Consider the following 25,153-nt stretch of genomic DNA (forward strand, 5'->3'; position numbering starts at 1 on the left):
TAAGGAGGCGTACACCGCGTTGCGGGGGCGGCTGATCGTGTCGAACGGCTACTGCGCGGGTGGGTGCGCCGAGCGGCGTGCCGAGGAGGCGGCTGCTCAGCGGGTGGCGCGTCCTGAGCCGCAGCAGGCTCCGGCGCCGGCGCGGCCGGTCGCCGCGGGTGCGGGGCCGGTTCGGGTGACGCGTTAGCTCGCTGGGCTTCAGGGGCCGTTTTCTGGGCCGTTTTCTGGGCCGTGGTGCCGGTCGGTGGCGTGCCAGTAGTCGCGGGTGCGCACGACGAGTCCGTCGGGGTCGAAGTGGACGAGGACGCAGCCCGCGAGGGTGGTGGCCTGACCGTCGACGAGGGCGTCGACGTGGAATTCGATGGCGGCCTGGTCGCCGTCGACGAGGGGTGTGGCGAAGGTGACGTGGGGGTCGGTTTCGCTGCTGAATGACCAGGTGATGTAGTCGGCGATGGCTGGTTTGCCCTGGTGGGGTGGGCGGAAGGGCATGCTGGTGTGGACGGCGTCGTCGCGGTAGAGGGCGATGATGGCGTCGGTGTCGTGGTGGGTCCAGCCGTGTTGCCAGGTGTCGGCGAAGCGTTGGGCTGCGGCGCGGGTGTTCATGGTGTTCATTGTGGTGGGGGTTGCGGCCTACGTAGCGCCCAATAGGTACCCATATAGGTATTTCTCCCGTCTTGTGGTTGGGGGTGCGGCGGCAAGCTACGTGAGGACCGCTCACCAGCCCTCGAGGGAGAGAACCGACGTGCGTGCCATGGACCGGCGAGGAAGCGACCCGAGGACGCCCGTCGTACGGCTCCCCTCCCGTAACGCGCTTCTGGCCATGGCCGACGCACTGGCTGTGCGCACCGGATGGGCGGGGCGGGATCGCGAGGTGTCGTGGTTGTTGTCGGCGCGGCCGTCGGCGGTGCCCGCCGCCCGCCGCCTGGCCACGGCCCGGCTGTCGGCGTGGGGTCTGCACCGGCAGGCGGAGGCGGCCGAGTTGCTCGTGGGTGAGCTCGTCGCCGACGCGTTGCGCCGCTGCGGCGGCCGGATCAGGCTGGCGCTGCGGGTGGACGACGGGTTGCTGCGCTGCGAGGTGACGGGTGTCTTCGCCGGTCCTGGGGCGCGGCCGGGTCCTGCGCCGCACCAGTCGCTGCTGGCCCGGCTGGCCTGTTGCTGGGGCGTTTCCGGGCAGGTGGCGTGGTTCGAGTTGCCTTCCGGCGGCGGTCACGTGCATTGACGGGTCGGGCGCGGCTCGCGGTGTCACTCCCCCCGTGTGGTGGTGTCGCCGGCTCTGGTGCGTTCTCCCACCCATACGGCGATCTGGGAGCGGGAGCTGAAGCCCAGTTTGGTCAGGATGTGCTCGATGTGGCCTTCGGCGGTGCGCTGTGAGATGACGAGCGAGGCGGCTATCTCCTTGTTGGTCAGGCCGCGGGCGACGAGCTGGGCGATCTCGCTTTCGCGGCGGGTCAGCCGGGTCCGCCGCTCGCCGCCGTCGCCGCGGCCGCTGGGCGGCTCCTCTTGCAGGACGTAGGCCAGCGCCTCGTCGAGCGGCATGCGGGCGCCGCGCCGTACGGCCGTGTCGAACGCCGCCTCCCCCAGCGTGTTGCGGGTCTCTTCCTCGCAGGCGTCGTGGTAGCCGGCCAGGTGCCCGTATCCGGACAGGGGCGCCCCGACGGTGGCCCACACCGTCTGCAGGATGCCCAGCAGGCGTGCGGCGCGCTGGTGGCGGCGTTGTGAGGCGGCGATCCAGGCCAGCGCTTCGAGGGTGATGCCGATGCCCAGGGAGTCGCCCAGGCTGCGGGTGATCGCCAGTGCCTGTTGTTCGAGGTCGGTGGCGCGCCGCAGGTCTCCTTGCCGCCACACCTCGACGCCCAGCGCCATCATGGCGTACGCGCGGTGCCAGCTTTCGTGGTGGTTCTCGCACAGGGCCAGGCACTCCTCCCCCGCGGCCATGGCGGAGGCGGTGTCGCCGGTGTAGGAGCGGGCCAGTGTCAGCCGGATGAGTGACAGTGCCGTGCCGGCGGGGTCGCCGCAGGCGCGGTGCTTGGCCAGGGCCTGCTCGTACAGGGTGACGGCGTCGGCGGTGCGGTTCTCCCACATGGCGATCATGCCGGAGAACAGGGCGACGTAGCCGAGGACGTGCTGGTTGTGCAGCCGCTCCCCCGCGCGGCGGCTGGCGTGCAGCATGGTGGTGGCGGCGGGTTTGTCGGCCTGGATGATGGCCAGCCAGCCGCCGGCCCACAGGGCGCAGGCGCGTACGTCGTCGGGGACGTCGTCGGCGGTGAGTCCGTGTTCCAGCCAGCGCCGGCCTTCAGCCAGGTAATAACTGGTGGTCCAGTGGTAGAGCAGGTCGGTGGCCATGGTCAGGCCGGTGGACGCGCCGTCCGGTCCGTTGCAGGACTCTTCCAGGGCGGTGCGCAGGTTGGCGTGTTCGAGGTGCAGGCGGGTGAGCCAGTGCACCTGCCGGGGGCCGAACAGGTCCGCTCGGGCCCGTGCGGCCAGGTCGCGGTAATAACGTGCGTGCCGTTCGCGCAGCCAGTCGTCGTGGCCGGAGGCGGTCAGGCGTTCGCGGCCGTAGGCGCGCAGGGTTTCCAGCATCCGGTAGCGGACGCCGCATGGGTGGTCTTCGCGTATCAGCACGGACTTGTCGACCAGGCCGATCACCAGGTCGACGACGTCGTGGCGGCTGATTCCGCGGCCGGAGCAGATCGTCTCGGCCGCTTCCAGGTCCAGGCTGCCGGCGAAGGCCGAGGCCCGTTCCCACAGCAGTCGTTCTTTGTCCGAGCACAGTGCGTAGCTCCAATCGATGAGGGCTCGTAGTGTCTGGTGTCGGGGTAGTTCTGCCGGTGATCCGGCGTTGAGCAGGCGGAATCGGTCGTCGAGCCGGTCGAGCAGTTGTTGTGCCGACAGGGCGCGCAGCCGGACGGCGGCGAGTTCGATGCCCAGGGGCAGGCCGTCGAGGCGGCGGACGATGCGGGTGATGACGTCGCGGTTGTCCTCGGTGACGGCGAAGGTGGGCAGGACGGCTCGGGCGCGTTCGGCGAACAGGCGGACGGCGTCGCCTTGGTTGAGGGTGTCGAGGGTGGGGCGGGGGGTGTGGCCGTCGGGCAGTGACAGGGGCGGCACGGGCACGGCCTGTTCGCTGGCGATGCCGAGCGCTTGCCGGCTGGTGGCGAGGATGCGCAGGTCGCCGGCGGCGCGCAGCAGGGTTTCTGCGAGGACGGCGCATTCGTGCACGAGGTGTTCGCAGTTGTCGAGGATGAGCAGGGCCTGCTTGTCGTGCAGGTGGTCGGTGAGGACCTGCATGGGGGGTGCGGCGGTGTGGCCGCGGATCTCGAGGGCTTCGACGACGCTTTCGGCGAGGATGGCGGGCTGGTGCAGGGAGGCGAGTTCGACGAGCCATACGCCGTCGCGGAAGGAGCGGCGCAGGTCCTGGCCGACGCGCAGGGCCAGGCGGGTCTTGCCGACGCCGCCGACGCCGGTGAGGGTGACGGCTCTGGATGCGGCCAGGAGTCGCTTGACGTCGGCCACTTCGTGCCGGCGTCCGATGAAGCTGGTCACCTCTGCCGGGAGCCTGTTCGTTCGCTGCTCCCTGGAGGTGGTGGTCGTCACCGCTGTCATGGTGTGTGGGGCGACCGGCCGGCGGGTTCGCGTGGCGCCGGAGCCGTGTCGTCGTAACCCACCGTATGTGCCGGCCGCTGGTGCCGGGTGCGTGGTCGGGACCCCGTGGCCGGTTTTTGACCCTTTCATGGCGGTGGCGTGGTTCATGGGGTGGCGTGCCAGGGGCGCAGGGCGTCGAGGTGGTGTTGCCGGCCGATCGCCACGAGGTTGGAGCGGTAGAGGCCGATCGCGCCTGGGGTGTCGAGGCTGTCGCGGGTGGCGGGCCGCAGGACGTTGTCGAGTTCGTCGACGAGGAAGACCCGGGGGTAGTGGGCGAAGATGAGGTCGAGCAGTTCGCCGGCGGAGTAGCCGCAGTTGGCCTGGAGTTGGGGGTGGAGTTCGAACAGCAGGGTGGGCTGGGCGGTGAGGGTTTCGGCGGCGCCGTGCAGGACGAAGCCTTCGTAGCCTTCGACGTCGATTTTGATGATGTCGGGTGGGGGGAGGTCGTGGCGGGCGAGGTAGGTGTCGACGGAGGTCATGGGGATGGTGACGGTGCCGGCGGGGGTGCCGACGTTGGCGGCGGCGGCGGAGTGTTTGCCGGACTGCTCGCCTGACAGGTGCACGGTCAGGTCGCCGGGTGCGGCGCCCACGGCGATCGGTTCGATGGTGACGCGGGTGGTGAGGTGGTTGCGGTCGACGTTGCGGCGCAGGTAGCCGAGGTTCTCGGGGACGGGTTCGAAGGCGATCAGGGTGCCGTCGGGTGGCAGGTGGGTGGCGCCGGTGCAGGCGTAGACGCCGATGTTGGCGCCGATGTCGAGGATGGTGCGGCTTGCGGCGGCCAGTCGTTCGTACAGGGTGACTTCGAATTCTTCGTAGTAGCCGGCCGAGACCGAGGGCATGATGGTGGCGTCCCAGGCGGGGCCGGTGAGCACGACGCCGCGGTAGTGGGCTTCGGCGTCGTGGTCGGAGGTGGTGACGCCGAGCCGGAACACGGTGTGGTAGAGGCGGTTGACCAGGGGGAGGCGGCGGACGCTTCGGCCGCGGAGCAGGGTGCGGGTGATGGTGCTGCGGTTGGCGGCTCTGGCCGCTCGCATGACCGTGATGGCGACTTTCTTGCGGAGGTGTTTGCTGGAGGTCATGGTGTGAGTCTGGTGCAGTCGGCGGTCCGATGAGCGCCGATGCCCGGGATTGGTGCGGCCGGGTGGGCGGTCAGCAGGCCTGCGCCTCGAGTGTCAGGGTGTCGTCGTCGGCCTGTTGCGGGAGTGGCAGGTCGAACCAGACGCGCTTGCCGCGCCGGGTGCGGGTGCTGCCCCAGCCGGAGGCGATGGCCTCCACCAGGTGCAGGCCGCGTGAGGTCTCGTCGTCGTGGCCGGCCGTGCGCAGGTGGGGCAGGTCGGGGCTGGTGTCTTCGACCTCGCAGCGCAGCAGGTCGCCGGTGAGTGACAGGCGCAGCCGGATGGGGCCGCGGGCGTGGCGTACGGCGTTGGTGACGAGTTCGCTGACCAGGAGTTCGGCGGCGTCGCTGCCGTGGGGCAGGCCCCAGGCGAGCAGTTGCGCGCGTACGGCGTGGCGGGCGCGCGGCACGGACGCGTGTCGTGGCGGCAGGGTCCAGGTCGCCGTCGCGTTCATGATGCCTGTCCGGCGCAGGTGGCGGCGGAGGGGATGACGCTGCGGCCGTCGGGCAGCAGCTCGCCGGTGTCGTCGAAGAAGACGACCCCGTTGCACAGCAGACCCCATCCCTGCTCGGGGTGGTATGCCACAAGGCGCGCGGCCTCGCGGCCGGCGGAGTCCGCGGGGGGACATGGTGGCTGGTGCTGGCACATGACTTCGTTCCTCGCTTCCCGCTTCTCAGCGGATTGAGCTCATGGGACCAGCGTGCTTCCTCCACCCACCCAAGGAAGAGGTGAAAAATCCCCATATGAGTACCTATTTCCGCGTAGGTAGGTACCCGAATCCCCAGCTCAGCCTCACCATGGCATCCCCCGGCACCGCCCCGCAACACCGCCCCGCAACACCGTCCCGGCCCCGGCAGGTGCTCATCTCCGCACCGAGATCACCACCCGGCGGTTCTTGGCCCGGCCGGCCGGGTTGTCCGAGCCGCCCGCCGTCGTGTTCGGTGCGACGGGTTTCGACTCCCCGAAGCCCCGCGCCACGAGCCGCGCCTGCGGCAGCCCTCCTTCGGAGGCCAGCCAGTCCGCCACCGCCCTGGCCCGCCGCTGCGACAGCGGCTGGTTGTGCGCGGCGTCTCCCTTGGCGTCGGTATGCCCGTCGACGTGAATGGTCACCCCGTCGCCGGCCTCCTCCGCCACCCGCCGCGCGATCTTTCTCAGCTCGGCGGCCGCGGACGGCTTGATGTCGGCGCTGTCGAAGTCGAACAGCACGTCGGCTTTGAGAGCGAACGCGATCGAGTCCTTCCCCTCGAACACCTGGCTCTTCCCGACCTCGTACCCCTTCAGTTCCGCCCCCGGGATCTCCACCCCCGGCACCTCGACCCCGGGAACCTCCACGGCGGGCACCTCGACCGCGGGGATGCACTCCCGCTGCGCGTTGCAGCCCTCCGGCCGGATGATGGAGGGGCGGATCACGAACGGGCGGATGATGAAAGGCCGGATGATGAAGGGGCGGATCACGAACGGCACCACGCCGCCGTCCTTGGGCACGGCCTGGCACGCCTCGGGGGTCGACACGCTCTCCGCGCTTTCGGCCGGCGCCGAGACGCCCTCCGCGCGCACCGGGTCGAGCTTGATCCCGCCCGCGTCCACGCCGGGGATCTCGACCGGCGGGATCCGTACGGCGGGGATCGACACCGGCGGGATGGACGCGGCCCCGAGGCAGCCGCCGGGCGCCGGCGCCACCTCGGTGCACTGAGCGGGGATGTGCACGGCGGGGATGTCCACGCCCGGGATGGTGACGGCGGGGACGACCTCTCCCCCGACCTTCGCCTCCGGCACGACCACCGGGTCGGCGTGCACGGCCGGCACGTCCACGGCCGGGATCAGCTCGCCGTTCGGGCAGCTCGTCGGTTCGGGGCCCGTGGGGGACGGCGTGGCCGGCGTGGCTGCCGGCGTCGTGGCGGCCGAGGCGGTGCTCTGCGACACCGACGCCGGCGCCGACGCCGGCGGCTGGCGCTCCTCGCCGCTGCCGCCGGTGTGAGAGAGACTGCAGGACGCCAGCGCGAGCGCGACCACCGGGAGGAGGAGCCGGCTGCTCGTACGGATCAACCGATCGGTCATAGCCCCCGACGGTAAAGGATCCACCTTCAGGATGTGCATAGCGTCGCGCGTCCCCGGCGGGCTTGACCCTCACCCGGCGTCACCGTGCAAGGTGGGACCATGAGCTTCTCCGTGGGGCAGGTCGCCAGACTCGCCGGCATCACCGTGCGCACCCTGCACCACTACGACGAGATCGGCCTGCTCACCCCCGGCGAGCGCACCCACGCCGGCTACCGCCGCTACACCGACGCCGACCTGGTCCGCCTGCAGCAGATCCTGCTCTACCGCGAGCTCGGCTTCGGCCTGGACGAGATCGCCGTCATCCTTGACGCGCCCCACACCGACGAGCTCACCCACCTGCGCCGCCAGCACGAGCTCCTCACCCGTAAGGTCGAACGCCTGCGCGAGGTCATCGCCGCCGTCGAACGCTCCATGCAGGCCCACACCCTCGACCTCGCCCTCACTCCCGAGGAACGCTTCGAGGTGTTCGGCGACTTCCGGCCCGAAGACCACGAACCGGAGGTCGTACGCCGCTGGGGCGACACCGAGGAGTACGCGGAAAGCCGCCGCCGCGTGGCCTCCTACACCAAAGCCGACTGGCTCGAGCTCAGGGCCGAGGCGGCCGCCATCACCGACGACCTCGTCGCCGCCTTCAAGGCCGGTCTGCCCGCCGACGGGGAACACGCCATGGACCTCGCCGAACGCCACCGCGGTCACCTCAGCCGCTGGTTCTACACCTGCACGACCGAGCTCCACCAGTGCCTCGGTGACCTGTACGTCGACGACCCTCGCTTCCGCGCCGCCTTCGACGACCTGGTCCCCGGCCTGGCGGGCTATTTCAGCCAGGCCGTGCACGCCAACGTCCGCCGCGCCTGACCTCGTACATGCCCTTGCAGGTATATAGCCGTACGGGTATATTCGCCGCCATGCGCTTCGACGTGCTGGCCGACCCCGCACGACGCCAGATCCTCGACCTGCTCCTCCAACGCCCCCACCTCGTCGGCGAACTCACCCACCACCTCGGCCTCACCCAGCCCGGCACCAGCAAACACCTGCGGGCCCTGCGCGAGGCCGGCCTCGTCGCCGTCCGCAAGGACGCCCAACGCCGCTGGTACGAACTCCGCCCCCAGCCCCTCGCCGAGATCGACGCCTGGCTCACCCCCTACCGCAGGCTCTGGAACCACTCCCTCGACCGCCTCGAAGACCACCTCGACACCATGGACGACTCATGAACGAAACCCTCACCCTGCACCCCGACGGCCGCACCACCCTGCGCCTGCAGCGCCGCCTGCCCCACCCGCCCGGCAAGGTCTGGCGCGCCATCACCCGGCCCGAACACCTGGCCGCCTGGTTCCCCGCCGAGGTCACCATCGACGGCGACCGCATCGCCTACGGCTTCGGCCCCGACGGCCGCATCACCGAGAACGACCCGCCCCACGTCTTCGCCCACACCTGGGGCGAGGACGAACTGCGCTGGGAGCTCCACCCCGACGGCGACGCCACCCTGCTCACCTTCACCCACACCTTCACCGACCACCACGGCGCCGCCAGCTTCGCCACCGGATGGCACACCTGCATCATGGCCATGCTCGCCCACCTCGACGAGCGCCCCTTCACCCCGCCCGGCGACAGCGCCCCCCTGCACGAGCACTACGTCGCCATCCTCGGCCTGACCTGCGCCGCCACCGACGGCGAGACCGTACGCGTCGAACGCCAGCTCACCCGCCCCGCCGACCACCTGTGGCAGCGGCTCGACGGCGACCAGGCCAGCCCGGGCGGCCCGCCCCCGGCCCCGTTCGCCCCGCCCGCCCTCGCCGCCGGCGCCGTCACGCGCGTCGAGAGCGGCAAGCTCCTCGAATACGACACCCCCGGCGGCCACGTGCGGTGGGAACTGGCGGCGGGCACCGGCCACGGCGCCCGCCTCATCATCACCCACACCGGCGACCCGTCCGCGCGCGACGCCTGGCGCGTCCACGTCGAAAGGCTCGCTGCGGCCCTGGTCGGCTGAGCGGCCCCGGTCCCTCAGATCGTCACGGGGCGAGTCGCAGGGCCGCGGCCGCCGCGGCCCGCGCCCTGCCCGGCGCCACCAGCAGGTCCGTCGAATCCGACAGCTGATCCACGCACCCGACCACCGGCAAACCCTTGATCACCGGGTCCGTCACCGACGCCATCAACGCATCGGCGAACCGGTCCCCGTCGATCACCTGGAACGGCCGGTCGTAGAACCCGCGCACCCCCTCATCCAGCCATCCGGCCAGCCGCGTGCGGTTCTGCAGCGCCGCCACCCGCGCGTACGCCGCCGCCAGCGCCGTCTCGCGCTCACGCCATGACCGGGCCGCCAGCGCCGCCCCCAGCGACTCCCCCAGCTCGGTCGAGCCCGGCATGCGCGCCAGCGCGCTGCCGAGCCACTTGGCGTACGGCGGGTAGCGCCGCCGCAGCAGCAGCGCCAGCCGCATCACCTCCCGCGCCAGCCGCGCTCCCACCACCGCCGACCCCAGTTCGTCGCCCACCTCGCCGCACCGGCCGGGAAACGGCTCCTCCTGCGCGATCCGCCGCCACTGGCACGCCAGGACGTAGCGCCACACATCATCGGGGTACCAGCTCAGCGCCGCCCTGGCCGTCTCCAGCCCTCCCAGCCCTCCTAGCCCGTCGTGGAAGACCTCGCCGCACGTCACCTCCGCCAGGCTCTGCCACGGCGCCGACAGCCAGTCCAGCAGCGACACCCCCTGCCTCGGGTCGAACCCCAGCCGCCCGGCCAGCCACTCCCCCGGCCCTGTCACCGTCACCCCGGAGCGCACCTGCCCGTGATAGGCGAACACCGTCGGGAACCCGCCGAACCGGTCCGGCAGGCCCGCCTCCACCGCCGCCCGCACCTCGGCCACCTGCTCGCCCGGCACGAACAGCAGCACCCGCGGCCCCCAGTCATGGTCGGTGGAGCGGGCGGTGTCGAACGCCAGCACCTCCGAGCCCGGCCCGATCAACGCGGCGCTGTGCGCGACCCCGGGGATCAGCGGCGCCACCACATCGCGATAGAAGGCCCGCGACAACTCCATACCAGGTACAAAATCGGACATCACGCCGTCCACTGTGCACCAGCGCCGCCGGAACCTCACCCCAATTTCCCGGGAGGGCCGCGCCGCCGCCCTCGGCACGGGTCACCGGCAACGAGAAGTGCACGGCATCGCGGCCGAGCGGCCGGCTGCTCGATCGGTCACCCGGCGACGTCGGTGTGACCGATGAGGCGTTCGATGCGCAGACGGCACACCAGTTCGGCGGGGCCGAGGTTGCGCCGGCCGTAATCAGGAGCGCGGCCGGGCGGGACGTAACGTTCGGCGAGTCTGGTGGTCCAGGCCAGAAGGTCGTCGGGAGCCTGCTCGAACCGGACGGGGCCACGGACGGTGACGTAGGCGTAGGGGTGTTCCTCCAGGTCGACGGCGAGCGCGGCTCGGGGGTTGGCGCGCAGGTGGCGGCCCTTGACGGTGTCGCGGCCGGTGGTGAAGACCAGGTCGTCGCCGTCGACGACGAACCAGATGGGGGCGACGTGGGGCGCGCCGTCTGGTGAGGCGGTGGCGAGTTTGCCCGTTCGGGTGCCGACGGCGAGGAACTCGATCGCCTGCTGTCGTGTCATGACCTCCATAAAGTCATCTTTGCCCAGCTCGGAGGGGGCGTGGCGGACGCCGGCCGGCGTGTCGGGCCGGCGGGCGGGGTGGGTTCCGCTGCTCCTGGTCACTGCCGCTCACGCGCCGGAGCCCGTCTCGGCCGGCTGCGGCGAGACGCCCAGAGCGGACAGGAACGCCGCGGCGGCGGGAGAGGGCTGGTGCCGGCTCCAGATGAGGTGCTCCACGCGGGCCGGCGCGTCGCTGAGCCGGACGACGGGCAGGTCGGGGAGCTGGGAAACGAAGGCCGCCGGCAACATCCCGATCCCCAGGCCCTGCCGGACCAGGCGCGCCATGAAGTCGGGGGTCGACACTTCGAAGGCGACCTCCCGCGGCACCCCCGCCGCCGCGAAGGCCTCATCCGACTGGATCCGCCCGGCGGTGCCCGCGGGGAAGTCGACGAACTGCTCGTCCGCCAGCCTGCGCAGCTCCACCCGCTCCTCGCCGGCCAGCGGGTGGCCGGGCGTGACCACGGCGACGAGGTCGCCGCGTGCCAGCTCGCGGCCGCGGACGTCCTTGGGCCGGACGCCCGGGGGAAGCCCCAGGAAAGCGACGTCCAGCGTGCCCTGCCGCACCCGTTCGACGAACTCCTCGCTGGCGCCGGAGCGGAGGCTGATCTGCACCCCCCGGTGACGCAGGTGGAATCGCCGCAGCGCCACCGGCAGGTCGACCGCCGTGACGGTGGGGATGGCGCCGACGGCGAGCCGGCCGCGGATCTCGCCTGCGGCGGCCGCCACCTCGGCCCGGGCCCGCTCGGCGGCGTCGAGAGCCTGGCGGGCGGCGGGGAGGAACGCCTCGCCCGCCGCGGTCAACCGGACGCGGCGGCTGGTGCGGTCGAACAGCCTGGCGCCCAGCTCACGCTCCAACCGCGCGATCTGATGGCTCAGCGCGGACTGGACGACCAGGCACTGCTCGGCCGCGCGGGTGAAGTTGCTCGTCTCCGCGACCGCGACGACGTAGCGCATCTGCTGCAGCTCCATCCATCAATCGTGAACCACGATTGAGCTGATGACAAACATGCATTGGACTCATCGATCGTGTATCCCCGAGGCTGGGGTGCATGACGACGACACCCCATCGTGATGGCGGCCTGTCGCACGGGCTGCTCCTGCTCATGTCGGTGGCGACCGGGCTGGCCGTCGCGGGCAACTACTTCGCGCAGCCGCTGCTCGACCTGATCAGGCAGGATCTGCGCCTCGGACCATCGCTGGCGGCGCTGACGGTCACGGCCGCGCAGGCCGGGTACGCGCTCGGGCTGATCCTGCTGGTGCCGCTCGGCGACCTGATGGAGCGGCGGCGGCTCGCCGTGGCGCTCTACGCGGCGACCGCGGTGTTCCTGCTGGTGTCGGCCACCGCGGCCGATGGCACGGTGCTCCTGGTGAGCACGGCCCTGACCGGGCTGGCCTCGGTCGGAGCGCAGGTCGTGGTGCCGTTCGCGGCGACGCTCGCGGCCCCGGCCGAGCGTGGCCGGGTGGTCGGCACCGTGATGACCGGGTTGATGCTCGGCCTGTTGCTGGCGCGCACCGCGTCAGGAACGCTGTCGGAGCTGGGCGGCTGGCGGACGGTCTACTGGGTGAACGCGGTCCTGATGGCGCTGACGGCGGTGTTGCTGCGGACCTTCCTGCCCCGGCTCGGCGGCGACGGCGGGCGCCTGACCTACCCGCAACTGCTGCGCTCGACGCTGGCCATGTTCCGGTACGAGCCGCTGCTGCGGTGGCGGGCGGGCATCGGCGCCCTCAGCCTGGCGTCGTTCAGCGTGCTGTGGACGGCGCTGACGTTCCTGCTGGTGGGATCGCCGTACGAGTGGACGGAGTCCGCCATCGGCCTCTTCGGCCTGGTCGGCGTCGCGGGTGCGCTGACCGCCACGGTGGCCGGGCGGCTGGCCGACCGCGGGCTCGTCCAGATCGTGACCGGCGCGGGAGCGGTTCTGCTGGCGGTGTCCTGGCTGGCCATCGCCGCCGGGGCGCGCTCCCTGGTGTGGCTGCTCGCCGGCGTGATCGTGCTGGATCTGGCGCACCAGGCGGTGCTCAACAGCAGCCAGAACGTCATCTACGCGCTCCGTCCGCAGGCCCGCAACCGGATCAACTCCGCGTTCATGACCTCCTTCTTCGTCGGCGGCGCGACGGGCTCCGCGCTGACCTCGGTGGTCTGGGTGCACGGCGGCTGGACCGGCGTGTGCGTCCTGGGCGCGGCCCTGTCGGCAGGCACCGTCGTGCTCTGGGCCCTGGAGCGCATCACCATCAGCCGGGCCGCCGGGAAACCCCCGCGGCCCGCGGCTCACCCGGCACCAGCCGGCTCTACCACGGGAGAATGAACGTGTCACGCACCGTGTTGATCACCGGAGCGACCGGAACCGTGTCCACCGCACTGATGAACGCGCTGGAAGGAGCCGAGGTCGGCCTTCGCGCCCTCGTCCGCGACGAGTCCAGGGCACACGGCCTGCGGGAGCGGGGAGCCGAGGTCGTCGTCGGCGACCTCGATGACGCCCGGTCGCTGCCGCCCGCCTTCGAGGGCGTGCACGATCTGTGGCTGCTCACTCCGAACGGCCCGCGCGCTCCGGAGAACAGCATGAACGCCGTGTGGGCCGCACGCCAGGCCGGGGTGGAGCGCGTCGTACGGCTGTCCGTGGTCGGCGCGGCGCCCGACGCGCCCAACCGCAGCGGCAGGCTGCACGCGCTGTCCGACCAGGAGATCGAACGGTGCGGCCTGCGCTGGACGATCCTGCGCCCGCACTGGTTCATGCAGAACCTGCTGAACGAGGCGGGCTCCATCGCCGCCACCGGCGCGTTCTCGCTGAACATGGCCTCGGCCCGGGTCGGCATGATCGACATACGCGACATCGCCGAGTGCGCCGCCCGCGTGCTCCTCGACGGCCCCGACCGCCACCACGGCCAGACGTACACCCTCACCGGCCCGCGCTCGCTGACGTTCGACGAGGTGGCGGAGGCGTTGAGTCGCGCCCTGGGCAGGCCGATCGCCTACCAGCCGGTCAGCGACGACGCCAAGCGCGAGACGCTGCTCGGCTACGGCGTTCCGCGATGGATCGTCGACATGTTGCAGGAGTACGCGCAGGCGTATGTCTCCGGCTGGGGAGATGTCACCACCGATGCGGTGGCCACCATTACCGGCCGCCCCCCGCGCGACATCGCCGACTTCGCCCGCGACCACGCCGCAGCGTTCGCCCAGACCGGATCCGCCGCCGCGTACTGACCTGTCGTGTAGTGGTGGCCGTGCCGCGCAGCCGTCCGGCGAACTCGCCGAATCGAACCCCCCGGTACCATCTGGGTATGCCGGTCCCCAAAGGCTCGACGCTCGACCCGGAGCGCACGCGCGCCACCATCATCCAAGCGGCGACCGCGGTGCTGTACGAGCGCGGACTCGACGGCATCGGCGTCGCCGAGCTGTGCGCCCGCATCGGCGTGTCCAAGGAGACCCTGTACCGGCACTTCGGCACCAAGGACGGACTGGTGCAGGCCGTGCTCAAGGCACGCAGCGAGCGGGTGACGCACTGGCTCGTCAAAGCTGTCTCGGACGCCGGGGACGACCCCCGCGACCAGCTCGCCGCAGTGTTCGACGCCCTGCAGCAGTGGTACGACGGCCCGCTCTTCCGCGGCTGCGCGATGCTGAACGCGGCCGCCCAGCACCACGTCGAGGCCGTACGCGCCATCACCACACGCCATCTCGACCGCTACCTGGACCTCCTGACCGGCATCGCCGACCGCGCCGGAGCAGCCCAACCACACCTGCTGGGGCGTCAGCTGCTCATGCTGGTCGAGGGCGCCACCGTCGTCGCCGCGCATCACGACGCGACCGGCGCGGGCGAGCACGCCCGCCAAGCCGCGCTCACCTTGCTGTCCACCGCCGCCCAGGCCAACCCCTGCGGCTAGGGCTGACACCAGCATCGATGGTGCGTATCGGATGTCGATGGACGTCGACAACCGCGGGTGACGCCGAAGTGCCAGTGCTAGCTTATATAAGTGATGCCTGGTACGATTCTGAGTCGTGCACGCGTTCGACATCCTCGGAGACCCGGTGCGCCGGCGCATTCTGGAGCTGCTCGCCGACGGTGAGCAGACCTCTGGCGCGATCACAGACGTGATCCGGGCCGAGTTCGCACTGTCTCAGCCGGCTGTCTCGCAACATCTGCGCGTTCTGCGTGAGAACGGGTTCGCGTCGGTCCGGGCTGAGGGGGCTCGCCGGTTCTACGCCGTCGACCCCACGCCGTTGAGCGAGGTTGACGTGTGGTTGGACCGGTTTCGCGGGTTCTGGGATCAGCGGCTCGATGCCCTGGGAACTGAGCTGGCCCGCGGCAGGCGTGCATCCCGGACCCCAGGTGTTGGCAAGGCCGATCCGCCAGCGAAAGGAACATGACATGAAGGACGTACTGGACGAACTGGCCGCTGCGCGCCGGACGATGGGCACCGCGACCCTGCCCGCTGGCGACGCGTACACGATGGAGCTGCGGCGTTGCTACGACGCACCGGTCGACGAGGTGTGGAACGCCATCACCGACCCCGAGCGGCTGGGCCGCTGGTTGAAGCCAGTCACCGGCAACCTTCGGCTCGGGGGGTCGTTCGAGGTGGACGGCGGTGAGCACGGCGAGATCCTCCGTTGCGACCCGCCGCGGCGGCTGCGGGTGTCCTGGCTCTTCGGGCCGGAGGGCGACGAGTGGCCGGGTACGAGCGAGGTCGAGGTGCTCCTGTCCCCGAGCCCTGACGGAGGCACCGAGTTCGAACTGGTCCATGCGGCGGCAGTCGGGGAGCCCATGTTCCCGACCTACGGCCCCGGTGCCGGTGGTGTGGGCTGGGACCTGCGTCTCCTCACCCTGGCCCGGTTCCTAGCCGACGGCGAGGCCCCCGATCACGAAGAGTTCCAGACCTCGCCCGCGGGCCGCGAGTTCGCCAGGCGTAGCGCTGTGGAATGGGGCGAAGCGCACCTGGCCGCCGGCGGCGATCCGAATCACGTGGCGGCCGCGGTCGAGGCCACCACCGCGTTCTACGTCCCCGGAGGCAACGAGCGATGAAGTACACCACCTCGATCGAGATAGACCTGCCCCGCGAGAAGGTGGTCCAGCTGATCTCCGACCCGGCGCAGATGCCGAAGTGGCTGCGGGGCCTGGTGCTGCACGAGCCGGTGAACGGGGTGCACGGCCAGCTTGGGACCACCTCGCGAGTCGTGTTCCAGATGGGGAAGCAGAGGATGGAGGTCACCGAGACCATCACACGCGTGGATCCTGCAGACCTGCACGCCATCCCGAGCTCGGTCGTCGTGCACTACGACCGCGAGATCGTCGGCGAGGGCATGTGGCAGGCCCAACGCGACCGGATCATCGAAGCCGGTCCGAACACGACACTGTGGCAGAGCGAGAGCGAGTTCCGGTTCGACGGACGCCTGATGCGGCTGGTGGCGCTGCTCATGCCTGGCTCGTTCCGCAAGCAGTCGCGGCAACACATGCAGGACTTCAAAACGTTCGCCGAACAGGGGACGGACGTCCGCCAAGGGCCGTCTGCCCCGCCGCGCTGGACCCGGTCGTCTGGGGCACCGAGACCTCCACCACCGCCGAGACCGTGACGTTGCGCACCCCCATCACCCGCAGCGAGCACGGCGATGAGGTGATCTTCTGCTGGGCCACCGACGAACCCCCGATGAGCGCCCGCTACCGGCTGGAGCAGCGCTTCCGCGCCCGCGACAACGACGACCAGCCCTCGGTCGCGTTGCGCACCGCCAGCGACCGGATGCGCGCGGCCGGCATCGTGCAGCGCGGCGCCGCGATCCTGGCCGCGCCGCAGATCGGCATCGACCGGAGCGGTGCTCGCCCGCGGCGGTGGCGCGGACCCGAGCGGGGCCCCTCAAACTCGTGCCAGGCACAGAGCGTGCGAGGGCTCGGGCAGGCGGCCACGGCGGTCAGCCCACCGCCCGGCAGGCCGCCACCCGCCGCCTGCGGTAGCCGAGCCGCTCGTACACCCGGATGGCCGGCGGATTGTCGTCGTCGACCATGAGCGCCGCCCGCCCGTAGGCCGCCACCAGCTCCCGCGACACCCACCGGCACACCCGCCCGGCCAGTCCTCTGCCGCGATGACGGGCCCGCGTCGCCACCCCCGCCAGCAACCCCACCGTGGGCGCCGACCAGGCGTCGGCCGCCACAGCCGCCAGTTCCCCGCCGGCCCGCACGCCCGCCCAGCGCCGCACCCCCGCCAGGCCGGGCACCGCGTACGACGAGGGCGCCTCGGCGGCCAGCAGCGCCGCCACCTGCGCGATGTCGTCGTCCTCCAGCCACCCCACCCCGCCGTCATCGCCGTCCGTGCCGTCCGTGCCCGCAACGTCCGTGTCCAGGCTCATCCACGAGAACCGCCCGGCCACCTCCAGCCCGTCCAGCCTGCCCGTCACCTCCCGCATCAGCGCCGCCTCACCCAGCGGCCGGTACGACGGACCCAGCTCCGCCAGCGCATGGCGTACCAGCCCGGCGGCGTGCACGGCACCACCCCGCACCGCGAGCCGGTCCCGCCGCGACACCCGCGGGCAGGCCGCCGCCACCGCCTCGCCCAGCGCCCACGCCCGCGCGCCGCCGCGCAACCCCTGCGCCGCCCACACCACCAGATCGTCGTCCCCGCAGGCCGCCCGCACCTCGGCCGCGGAGCGGAGCTCGCGGATCACAGAATGGCGCCGGGCCGGTACGCGGCCGCCTCCGGACGCTCCGCCACGACCTCGTCCACCTGCCGCACGACCGCCGTCACCTGGTCGCCGGCCGCGCCCGTGAACGACACCCGGTCGGCCAGCAGCTCCTCCAGCGCCGGCCGGCCGAGCGGGAACCGTTCGTCGCCGGCCAGCCGGTCGAGCAGGTCGTTGGCGGCTCCGCGCGAGCGCATCGCCAGCGCCGCCGCCACGGCATGCTCCTTGATCAGCTCGTGTGCCTGCTCACGCCCCACCCCGGCGCGCACCGCCGCCATCAACATCTTCGTCGTCGCCAGGAACGGCAGGTAACGGTCAAGCTCGGACGCGATCACCGCGGGGAACGCGCCGAACTCGTCCAGCACCGTCAGCATCGTCTCCACCAGCCCGTCGAAGGCGAAGAACGCGTCCGGCAGCGCCACCCGGCGCACCACCGAGCACGACACGTCGCCCTCGTTCCACTGATCACCCGCCAGCTCCCCCACCATGGACGCGTAGCCGCGCAGCACGACCGCCAGGCCGTTGACGCGCTCGCAGGAGCGGGTGTTCATCTTGTGCGGCATCGCCGACGAGCCGACCTGCCCCTCCTTGAACCCCTCGGTGACCAGCTCGTGCCCGGCCATCAGCCGGATCGTCCTGGCCAGCGAGGACGGCGACGCCGCCAGCTGCACCAGCGCGGTGACCACCTCGTAGTCGAGCGAACGCGGATAGACCTGCCCCACGCTGGTGAACCCGTGCGCGAACCCCAGATGGGCGGCGACCCGCTCCTCCAGCCCGGCCAGCTTCCCGCGGTCGCCGCCCAGCAGGTCGAGCATGTCCTGGGCGGTGCCCACCGGACCCTTGACCCCGCGCAGCGGATAGCGGCCGATCAGCTCCTCCAGCCGCCGGTAGGCCACCAGCAACTCATCGGCCGCCGTCGCGAAACGCTTGCCCAACGTAGTGGCCTGCGCGGCCACGTTGTGCGAACGGCCGGCGACCACCGTGGCCTGATGCTCCGCGGCCAGACGGGCCAGACGGGCCAGCAGCGCCACCGTCCGGTCGCGCACCAGCACAAGGCTGTCACGCACCTGCAGCTGCTCGACGTTCTCCGTCAGGTCGCGCGAGGTCATGCCCTTGTGCACCTGCTCGTGCCCAGCCAGCGCGTTGAACTCCTCGATGCGCGCCTTGACGTCGTGCCGGGTCACCCGCTCGCGCGCCGCGATCGAGCCCAGATCGACCTGCTCGACCACCTTGTCATAATCGGCGATGGCCTCCTCGGGCACTGTCACGCCCAGCTCGGCCTGGGCGCGCAGCACCGCCAGCCACAACCGCCGCTCAGCGACGATCTTGTACTCGGCGGACCACAGGCGAGCCAGCTCGGGCGAGGCATAACGAGCGGCCAGGACATCGGGGATACGCGGCTTGGCAGTCACGTTCGACAAGTCTATTCACACGCCCGCCCCCGCCGGGCGCGCAGGGGCCCCGCTCCCGCGCGCCCGCCACGAACACCCGAACCGCGCCCGGCATCACAAGCGCTTGCCGGTCAGCTCGGCCAGCCGCCGCTCCACGGCCGCCAGCCGATCAGCCAGCGAACGGCTGTGCACCAACTCCGCGACCCAGTCGCCCTCGTCGTCGTCCAGCTCCACCACATGCGACGCCGTGTCGGCACCGGCCCGGTCCTAGAACATCAGGCCGCGCCGCCCGTCGTCGAAGACCATAACGCCGATGTGATCTCCTCGCCTCGTGTCGTAGTGGTGGACGATGCCGCTGCCGGGGACGGTCGCGTGAGTGATGTCCACTGAACGGACTCTCCTTTCGTGATGGCCGCTCGGCCGGGATCGGTGTCGACGTCGCCGCGCTCGCCGTACCAATGGGCCAACCGGCCCCGCCGCGCGACCGCGCGCAGCCGCCGCTCGACCTGCACACGGGCGGCGCTGGTGGTGACGATGAGCACGTCGTCGCCCTCCCGCAACAACGTGACGGGCTCGGGGACGATGGTGTCGCCGTCGCGAATGATCAGTACGACGTTCGAAGGCGCAGGCAGACGCAGTTCGAAGATCTCCACCCCGTGCAGGCGGGAGCCGGGCGGGATCGTCAGCGTGAGCAGGTCGGCGCCCAGCACGTCCAGCGGCGCGGCCTCGATGCTCACCTCCCTGGCCTGGCCGGGCTGAGTGATGCCCAGCACCCTGGCCATCACCGGCAGCACCGGCCCCTGCATCAGCACGAACAGCACCACCAGCACGAACACGATGTTCAGCAGCTGCCCACTGCCGGGCACCGCCGCGACGATGGGAAAGGTGGCCAGCACGATCGGCACCGCACCCCGCAACCCCGCCCAGGAGATGAACACCTGCTCCCGCCAGCCCGAACGGAACGGAAGCAGGCAGGCCATCACCGACACAGGCCTGGCCACCAGCAGCAGCACCAGCCCCACGACGACGGCCGGCAACACCGCGCCACCCAGCTCGCTCGGGTCGACCAGCAGACCGAGCATGACGAACAAGCCGATCTGAGCCAGCCACCCCACACCCTCGGCGAAGGACCGCGTGGCGGCGCGATGCGGCAGGACCGCGTTGCCCAGCACGATGCCCGCCAGATAAGCGGCCATGAAACCGGACGCGCCCGCACCACCGGCCGCGGCGAACGCGATCACACCGAGCCCCAGAGTCGCCAGCGGATGCAGGCCCGTTGCGGGCAACGCCACATAACGCAGCGCCGCCGTCCCCGCCCAGCCGATCAGCAACCCGATCAACGCACCCGCCACCAGCTGGTAGGCCATCTGCCCCGCCACGGCCACCGGGCCGGGAAGGTCAACGGCAGCGGTGCTGAACACCAGCACCAAGATGACCGTGGGAGCGTCGTTGAACCCGGACTCGGCCTCCACCAGACTCGCCACCCTGCGCGGCAACGGCAGCGACCGCAACACCGAGAACACCGCGGCCGCGTCCGTGGACGACACGATGGCGCCCAGCAACAACGCCAGCTGCCAATCCATGCCCAGCAGAAAATGAGCGCCCGCCGCGGTGACCACGACGCTCACCGCCACACCCGCCGTGGCCAGCAACGCCGACGGCAACACCAACCGGCGCAGATCGCTCCACCTCGTGCTCAGGCCACCCTCGATCAGAATGATCGCCAGAGCCGACGTGCCGAGCGTCTGCGCCAGCCCGGCATCGTCGAAATCGATCCCGAGGACGTCCTCGCCGAGCAGCACGCCGAGCGCAAGGAACAACAGCAGGCCAGGCAGTCCCAGCCTGCTCGCCGTACGCGCCGCGGCGATACCCGCCAGCAGGACGATCCCGCCGGCCAGCAGCGCCGCGTACAGCTGCTGCAGGCTCATCGCGGCACCTCGAAGGCTCGGTCAGCACATCCCCTACCCACCCGGCCGTGTCTCCCGCAGCCGGTCCACCCACGCGATGAGCTCACCCCGCAGCGGCACCTGCATATCGTCGACGTCCACGAGCGTGACACGCACACCCCACCGGCCGGTCGCCCGGCTGATCCGCTCCGCCACCTCCACGCCGCTCCGGCTGATCATCGCCGGCAGGTCCGCCAGATCGGCCCCGGCGATCCGGCGGCGCAACTCCCTCTCCGCGACGACCGTCGCAGCCGCCAGCGGCCCGTCCATCACCATCACGAACCGGACCGGATCGCTCACCTCCGCCACGGCACCGGCCTTGACACGCACCGCCACACCATCGCGAGTCACCGCCTCGGCGCAGAACACATCCAGGCACACCAGCCGCAACGACACCCGCACCGCGCGCTCCACCCCAGGCCACACCACCACCAGCCCAGGCCCGCGCACACCCACCACCCGCCCCAGCCGGTGCACCACCAACCGCTCGTCCGCGTCGACGACGCGCACCGTCCACAGGACGGCCACCACGATGGGCAGCAATCCCAGCAACGCCCACCCCACCGGCTCCATCACGACGAACCCCCTGACCATGGGGACGGTGTGACCTGCGAGCATGCCAGTCTCCCGGTCGTCGTCCGCCCGGCCGGCACGCAGGTCATCCCGAACGACCAGGTCCGGGACCAGGCTCCCGTCCGCCCAGTCTCGCCCGCCGGCCAGGTCGGCGCCATCGGGCGCAGCACCCATTCCCGAGGGGAGCCACCCTGTAGACGCGAACGTGCCCGGCCGGACAACACACCCGGCCGGGCACCTCAACCCCGGCGACCTTCCGCCGCCGGAACGACGCTCACGCCGGATGACCGGCCAGATCCTGCGCCCCCGCGCCGTCGGCGTCCTCCCGCACCCGGGAACCCGCCGGCCCCCGCCCCTGGCCGCCCTCGCGCGTCACCACGACGTACAACGTCGGCACCAGAACCAGCGTCAGCAACGTCGAAGAGATCAGACCACCGATCACCACGATCGCCAGCGGCTGCGAGATGAAACCACCCGAACCCGTCACCCCCAGCGCCATCGGCGTCAGCGCGCAGATCGTGGCCACCGCCGTCATCAGAATCGGCCGCAACCTGCGCCGGCCACCCTCGATCACCGCCTCCACCACACCCATGCCCTGATCCCGGTACTGGTTGATCAGATCGATCAGCACGATCGCGTTCGTCACCACGATGCCGATCAGCATCAACATCCCGATCAGCGCCGGCACCCCCAGCGCCGTGTCCGTGGCCACCAGCAACCCGACCGCGCCCGTCGCCGCGAACGGGATCGACACCAGCAGGATCACCGGCTGGACGAAGCTGCGGAACGTCGCCACCATGATCAGGAAAACAATCGCGATCGCCGCCAGCATCGCCATGCCCAGATCAGCGAACGCATCGGCCTGATCAGCGGACACACCACCGATCTCGTACGACACCCCCGCGGCCAGCGACAACCCGTCCAGCTTCGACGTCAACGCCTGCGTCACACTGCCCAGATCCGCCGCGTCCGCCTTGGCCGACACCGTCGCCGACCGCTCACCGTCGATCCTGGTCACCTGCGTCGGCCCGGCCACCTGCCGCACATCGGCCACCGACGACAACGTCACCATCCCGGCAGGCGTCGGCAGCTTCAAACCCTCGATCGCCTCGACGTCGTCCGGCGCGTCAGCCCCCCGCAGCACCAGGTCGCTCGCCCGCCCGTCCAGCATGATCTGCCCCAGCGGCGCGCCACGGAACGCCTGCGCCACCGCCTGCCCCACCTGCGCCTCCGACAGGCCCCGCTCGGCGGCCTCCTCACGGTCCACCACCACCTCGACCCGCGGCGCACTCGACTCCAGGTCCGACGACACGTCCTTCAACCCGGAAACCTCGCCCATCGCCGCCGCGACCGTGTCGGTCGCCCCACGCAACGCCTCAGCGTCCGAAGCCTGCACGATCACGTCGATCGTGTCGGAAGAGAACCCGGCCGCCTGCGCCCCCACCGTGACCTCGCCGACCCCCGACAGGCCCGCCACCTCATCGCGCAGCGCCTGCTCGACCTTCACGGTGTCGGCACCCTCCTCAAGGGTCACCGAGTACGAGGCCCGATCCGCGCCACCGCCGACGGCCCCGCCCGACATCGCGTTCCCGCCGCCCACGTTCACCTGGTAGGTCTCCACACCGTCCAGGCCCGCCAGCACCTCCTCGACCTTCTGCGCCGCCTCGTCGGTGGTCTTCAGGTCGGTGCCCACCGGCATCCGCTGCGACAGGGAGATCGTGTTCTGCCCCGAGGCGTCCAGGAAGTTCGTCTGCAGCCCGCCCGCCAGCCCCATCGTGCCGACGAACACCGCCACCCCGATCAGCACCGTCACCAGCTTGAACCGGGTCGCGAACCGCAGCACGGGAAGGTAGGACCGCTGCAACGGCGAGCGCAACTCCTTCGCCTCGGCCTCCTCACGCTGCCTGCGCGCCTGCTCCGGCGTCAACGCGGGCGCCCTCAGGAACCAGTACGCCAGCACCGGCACCACCGTCAGCGACACCACCAGTGAAGCCAGCAACGCCACCGCCACCGTGATCGCGAACGGGCTGAACAACTCGCCCACCATCCCGCCCACGACCGCGATCGGCGCGAACACCGCCACCGTGGTCAGCGTCGAAGCCGTCACCGCCCCCGACACCTCGCGCACCGCCGTCAAGATCGCCTGAAGCTTCGCCTCGCCGTAACCCAGATGCCGCTTGATGTTCTCCAGCACCACGATCGAGTCGTCGACCACGCGGCCCACCGCGATCGTCAACGCGCCCAGCGTCAGCATGTTCAGCGAATAGTCGCCCGCCCACAACGCCAGCAGCGCGATCACCACCGACAGCGGGATCGACACCGCCGTCACCAGCGTCGACCGCACCGACAACAGGAACACCAGGATCACCAGGACCGCGAACACCAGACCCAGCAGGCCCTCAGTGGTCAGGCTCTCGATCGACTCCTCCACGTACGGTGCCTGGTCGAACACCACCGACACCGCCGTGTCCGACGAGTCGCCCAGCGCCCTGGTCAGCTCCGGCAGCTTCTCCCGGATCTCGTGCGAGATCGCCACCGCGTTGCCGTCGGGCGTCATCGTCACCGCCACGCCCAGGCTCGACCTGCCGTCCGTACGGGTGAGCGTCGTCGCCTCCGCCAGCCCACGCTCGATCTCGGCGACATCACCCAGCTTCACCGGCTTGAGCGGCTTCGGCCTGACCGGCTGCTGCGCGACCGCCCCCTGACCCGGCCGGCCCTGCGCCTGCCCCTGCTGCGGACTCTGCTGCTGAGACTGCTGCTGAGACTGCTGCGGCTGAGCCTGCTGAGGGGTCGCCGCCGGCTGCGCGGGCGCCAGATACAGGCTCTCCAACTTCGACACCGAGTCGACCCGCGAACCCACCTGAACCGTCAGCGCCTTACCGTCATCGACCAGCGTCCCCGCCGGAATCGGCGTGCCGTTCGCCTTCAGCACCTCGGGAATCTGCGCCGCCGACACCCCCGCCAGCGCCATCTTCCTGGCATCCGGCTCGATCGTCACGACCTCCTCGCGGGTGCCCGTGACCGACACCTCGCGCACGCCCTCAACACCCTGCAACTCCGGCACCAGGATCCGGCGCAGCTTGTCGGCCATCGACCGCTCGTCACCGCCGTCGCCCACCGCCAGCACCAGCACCGGAATGTCATCGGTGTTGCCCGCCACCACCTGAGGCTCGACGCCCTCCGGCAACGTCACCCGGCTGATGGCCTGCTGCATCTTGTTCACCGACGACTCGACGTCGGTGCCGTACTCGAAGGCCACCTGGATCTGCGCCAGCCCCTCCTTCGAGGTCGAGGTCATCTGCTCCATCCCGGTGAGCCCCTGGAAGGAGTCCTCGATCGGCTTGGTGACCTGATCCTCGACGATCTCCGGCGAGGCGCCGGCGAACGGCGCCACCACGAACGCGCCCGGGAACGACAAGGACGGCAGCAACTGCTGTTTCAACTGAGGGATGGCGAACATACCGAACGCGCTGAGCACCACCGCGATCAGGATCACAAGGCTGCGGTTGACCAGGCTCAACCGGGCGAAAGCGGTCATGGGGTCCCCTCCAAGAGTTCGCCACAGACTAACACTTCGCCTGATACGAATATTTAGACAGGCCGAGCCTTCCTGATAACCTTCTCAGGAAGGCGAGAGGTGAGTGTGAGCAGCGAACGCGAAGACCTGATCCACCGGATCTCCGAAACCCAGCGTGGCCTCGGGCGACTGTTCGCCCAGCACCACTCCCCCCTGTTCACCTCCAACCTCACCATGCGACAGCTCAAAGTCGTCATGCTCCTGGCGATCAACGGCTCCTCCTCCGGCCAGGAGCTCGCCCACGCGCTCGGCGTCGGCCTCGGCACCGTCACCGGCATCGTCGACCGCCTCGTCGCCCAGGGCCTGGCCGACCGGCACGAAGACCCCCACGACCGGCGCGTACGCCGCGTCCAGCTCACCCCCGAGGGCACCGCCCTCATCGAAGAGATCAACAACGCCGGCCACGAACACTACCGCCGCATCATGGACCACCTCGACCTGGAGACGCTGCGCGCCCTCGACCACGTCACCCGCACCATCCGCGACGTCGCCACCGACCTCGCCCCGGACAACGACACCTGCCGGCGGTAGCGCCTCCGGGCATCGT

General features: G+C 71.1%; 27 protein-coding genes. 11 read left to right on the plus strand and 16 right to left on the minus strand.

Features of this window, described 5'->3' with window-relative positions; all coding sequences use genetic code 11:
• Nucleotides 1–198: 198 nt before the first annotated feature.
• Nucleotides 199–603, minus strand: a complete 405-nt coding sequence (locus ABGB01_RS31615) for a nuclear transport factor 2 family protein (RefSeq protein WP_347777156.1) — start codon at nt 601–603, stop codon at nt 199–201.
• A 148-nt stretch (nt 604–751) separates the two neighbouring features.
• On the opposite strand from ABGB01_RS31615, the gene ABGB01_RS31620 reads away from it, so the two are divergent.
• Entirely contained in the window at nt 752–1,219 is a 468-nt protein-coding gene (locus ABGB01_RS31620; protein ID WP_347777157.1) for a hypothetical protein, read from the plus strand.
• A 23-nt stretch (nt 1,220–1,242) separates the two neighbouring features.
• Here the strand turns inward: ABGB01_RS31620 and ABGB01_RS31625 are convergent, their stop codons facing one another.
• The 5 genes from ABGB01_RS31625 to ABGB01_RS31645 form a co-directional block, all read right to left on the minus strand.
• Nucleotides 1,243–3,603: a LuxR C-terminal-related transcriptional regulator gene (locus tag ABGB01_RS31625; RefSeq protein WP_347777158.1), complete on the minus strand. Its 2,361-nt coding sequence runs from the start codon at nt 3,601–3,603 to the stop codon at nt 1,243–1,245.
• Between the two features lie 143 nt (nt 3,604–3,746).
• Nucleotides 3,747–4,721, minus strand: a complete 975-nt coding sequence (locus tag ABGB01_RS31630) for an FkbM family methyltransferase (RefSeq protein ID WP_347777159.1) — start codon at nt 4,719–4,721, stop codon at nt 3,747–3,749.
• A 70-nt stretch (nt 4,722–4,791) separates the two neighbouring features.
• On the minus strand, nt 4,792–5,211 hold the full coding sequence (locus ABGB01_RS31635; protein WP_347777160.1) for an ATP-binding protein: 420 nt from the start codon (nt 5,209–5,211) through the stop codon (nt 4,792–4,794).
• Nucleotides 5,208–5,405: a DUF5999 family protein gene (locus ABGB01_RS31640; RefSeq protein ID WP_347777161.1), complete on the minus strand. Its 198-nt coding sequence runs from the start codon at nt 5,403–5,405 to the stop codon at nt 5,208–5,210. The genes ABGB01_RS31635 and ABGB01_RS31640 overlap by 4 nt, the downstream gene beginning before the upstream one ends.
• 213 nt (nt 5,406–5,618) lie before the next feature.
• Entirely contained in the window at nt 5,619–6,815 is a 1,197-nt protein-coding gene (locus tag ABGB01_RS31645; protein ID WP_347777162.1) for an OmpA family protein, read from the minus strand.
• Nucleotides 6,816–6,914: 99 nt separating this feature from the next.
• Here ABGB01_RS31645 and ABGB01_RS31650 point away from each other — a divergent pair, with 99 nt between their 5' ends.
• From ABGB01_RS31650 to ABGB01_RS31660, 3 genes are read left to right on the plus strand one after another with little or no spacing between them, the layout of a single operon-like run.
• Entirely contained in the window at nt 6,915–7,670 is a 756-nt protein-coding gene (locus tag ABGB01_RS31650) for a MerR family transcriptional regulator (RefSeq protein WP_347777163.1), read from the plus strand.
• Between the two features lie 50 nt (nt 7,671–7,720).
• A complete protein-coding gene (locus ABGB01_RS31655; protein WP_347624388.1) occupies nt 7,721–8,026 on the plus strand; it encodes a metalloregulator ArsR/SmtB family transcription factor in 306 nt (101 codons plus the stop codon).
• On the plus strand, nt 8,023–8,802 hold the full coding sequence (locus ABGB01_RS31660; protein ID WP_347777164.1) for an SRPBCC domain-containing protein: 780 nt from the start codon (nt 8,023–8,025) through the stop codon (nt 8,800–8,802). Before ABGB01_RS31655 ends, ABGB01_RS31660 begins: the two co-directional genes overlap by 4 nt.
• A gap of 22 nt (nt 8,803–8,824) precedes the next feature.
• Here the strand turns inward: ABGB01_RS31660 and ABGB01_RS31665 are convergent, their stop codons facing one another.
• The 3 genes from ABGB01_RS31665 to ABGB01_RS31675 form a co-directional block, all read right to left on the minus strand.
• Nucleotides 8,825–9,868, minus strand: a complete 1,044-nt coding sequence (locus tag ABGB01_RS31665) for a DUF4037 domain-containing protein (protein ID WP_347777165.1) — start codon at nt 9,866–9,868, stop codon at nt 8,825–8,827.
• A 137-nt stretch (nt 9,869–10,005) separates the two neighbouring features.
• Nucleotides 10,006–10,422: a PPOX class F420-dependent oxidoreductase gene (locus tag ABGB01_RS31670; RefSeq protein ID WP_347777166.1), complete on the minus strand. Its 417-nt coding sequence runs from the start codon at nt 10,420–10,422 to the stop codon at nt 10,006–10,008.
• Nucleotides 10,423–10,530: 108 nt separating this feature from the next.
• Nucleotides 10,531–11,430, minus strand: coding sequence for a LysR family transcriptional regulator (locus tag ABGB01_RS31675; RefSeq protein WP_347777167.1), 900 nt, complete (start codon nt 11,428–11,430; stop codon nt 10,531–10,533).
• An 80-nt stretch (nt 11,431–11,510) separates the two neighbouring features.
• On the opposite strand from ABGB01_RS31675, the gene ABGB01_RS31680 reads away from it, so the two are divergent.
• The 6 genes from ABGB01_RS31680 (at nt 11,511) to ABGB01_RS31705 (ending at nt 16,021) form a co-directional block, all read left to right on the plus strand.
• Entirely contained in the window at nt 11,511–12,764 is a 1,254-nt protein-coding gene (locus ABGB01_RS31680) for an MFS transporter (protein WP_347777168.1), read from the plus strand.
• 2 nt (nt 12,765–12,766) lie between these two features.
• The gene (locus ABGB01_RS31685; RefSeq protein WP_347777169.1) at nt 12,767–13,660 is read left to right on the plus strand and encodes an SDR family oxidoreductase; all 894 of its coding nucleotides are present in this window, start codon (nt 12,767–12,769) and stop codon (nt 13,658–13,660) included.
• Between the two features lie 77 nt (nt 13,661–13,737).
• A complete protein-coding gene (locus ABGB01_RS31690) occupies nt 13,738–14,337 on the plus strand; it encodes a TetR/AcrR family transcriptional regulator (RefSeq protein ID WP_347777170.1) in 600 nt (199 codons plus the stop codon).
• Between the two features lie 115 nt (nt 14,338–14,452).
• On the plus strand, nt 14,453–14,821 hold the full coding sequence (locus ABGB01_RS31695) for a metalloregulator ArsR/SmtB family transcription factor (protein WP_347777171.1): 369 nt from the start codon (nt 14,453–14,455) through the stop codon (nt 14,819–14,821).
• 1 nt (nt 14,822) lies between these two features.
• A complete protein-coding gene (locus tag ABGB01_RS31700; RefSeq protein ID WP_347777172.1) occupies nt 14,823–15,473 on the plus strand; it encodes an SRPBCC family protein in 651 nt (216 codons plus the stop codon).
• Nucleotides 15,470–16,021: an SRPBCC family protein gene (locus ABGB01_RS31705; protein ID WP_347777173.1), complete on the plus strand. Its 552-nt coding sequence runs from the start codon at nt 15,470–15,472 to the stop codon at nt 16,019–16,021. Before ABGB01_RS31700 ends, ABGB01_RS31705 begins: the two co-directional genes overlap by 4 nt.
• Nucleotides 16,022–16,106: 85 nt before the next feature.
• Here the strand turns inward: ABGB01_RS31705 and ABGB01_RS31710 are convergent, their stop codons facing one another.
• The 7 genes from ABGB01_RS31710 to ABGB01_RS31740 form a co-directional block, all read right to left on the minus strand.
• A complete protein-coding gene (locus ABGB01_RS31710; protein ID WP_347777174.1) occupies nt 16,107–16,247 on the minus strand; it encodes a hypothetical protein in 141 nt (46 codons plus the stop codon).
• A gap of 107 nt (nt 16,248–16,354) precedes the next feature.
• Nucleotides 16,355–17,104: a GNAT family N-acetyltransferase gene (locus tag ABGB01_RS31715; protein ID WP_347777175.1), complete on the minus strand. Its 750-nt coding sequence runs from the start codon at nt 17,102–17,104 to the stop codon at nt 16,355–16,357.
• On the minus strand, nt 17,101–18,531 hold the full coding sequence (gene purB, locus ABGB01_RS31720; RefSeq protein ID WP_347777176.1) for an adenylosuccinate lyase: 1,431 nt from the start codon (nt 18,529–18,531) through the stop codon (nt 17,101–17,103). Before purB ends, ABGB01_RS31715 begins: the two co-directional genes overlap by 4 nt.
• Nucleotides 18,532–18,624: 93 nt before the next feature.
• Nucleotides 18,625–18,747 (minus strand): hypothetical protein, encoded by a 123-nt coding sequence (locus ABGB01_RS31725; protein ID WP_347777177.1) that lies wholly within the window; start codon nt 18,745–18,747, stop codon nt 18,625–18,627.
• A 38-nt stretch (nt 18,748–18,785) separates the two neighbouring features.
• Nucleotides 18,786–20,438 carry a potassium/proton antiporter gene (locus tag ABGB01_RS31730; RefSeq protein WP_347777178.1) on the minus strand — a complete coding sequence of 551 codons (1,653 nt, stop codon included), beginning with the start codon at nt 20,436–20,438 and terminating at the stop codon, nt 18,786–18,788.
• A gap of 33 nt (nt 20,439–20,471) precedes the next feature.
• Nucleotides 20,472–21,074 carry an SPFH domain-containing protein gene (locus ABGB01_RS31735; protein ID WP_347777179.1) on the minus strand — a complete coding sequence of 201 codons (603 nt, stop codon included), beginning with the start codon at nt 21,072–21,074 and terminating at the stop codon, nt 20,472–20,474.
• Between the two features lie 229 nt (nt 21,075–21,303).
• On the minus strand, nt 21,304–24,567 hold the full coding sequence (locus tag ABGB01_RS31740) for an efflux RND transporter permease subunit (protein ID WP_347777180.1): 3,264 nt from the start codon (nt 24,565–24,567) through the stop codon (nt 21,304–21,306).
• Nucleotides 24,568–24,672: 105 nt separating this feature from the next.
• On the opposite strand from ABGB01_RS31740, the gene ABGB01_RS31745 reads away from it, so the two are divergent.
• Nucleotides 24,673–25,137 (plus strand): MarR family transcriptional regulator, encoded by a 465-nt coding sequence (locus ABGB01_RS31745; RefSeq protein ID WP_347777181.1) that lies wholly within the window; start codon nt 24,673–24,675, stop codon nt 25,135–25,137.
• The last annotated feature ends 16 nt before the right edge of the window (nt 25,138–25,153 follow it).

It is taken from the genome of Nonomuraea sp. B5E05 (assembly GCF_039880665.1).
Taxonomy (GTDB): domain Bacteria; phylum Actinomycetota; class Actinomycetes; order Streptosporangiales; family Streptosporangiaceae; genus Nonomuraea.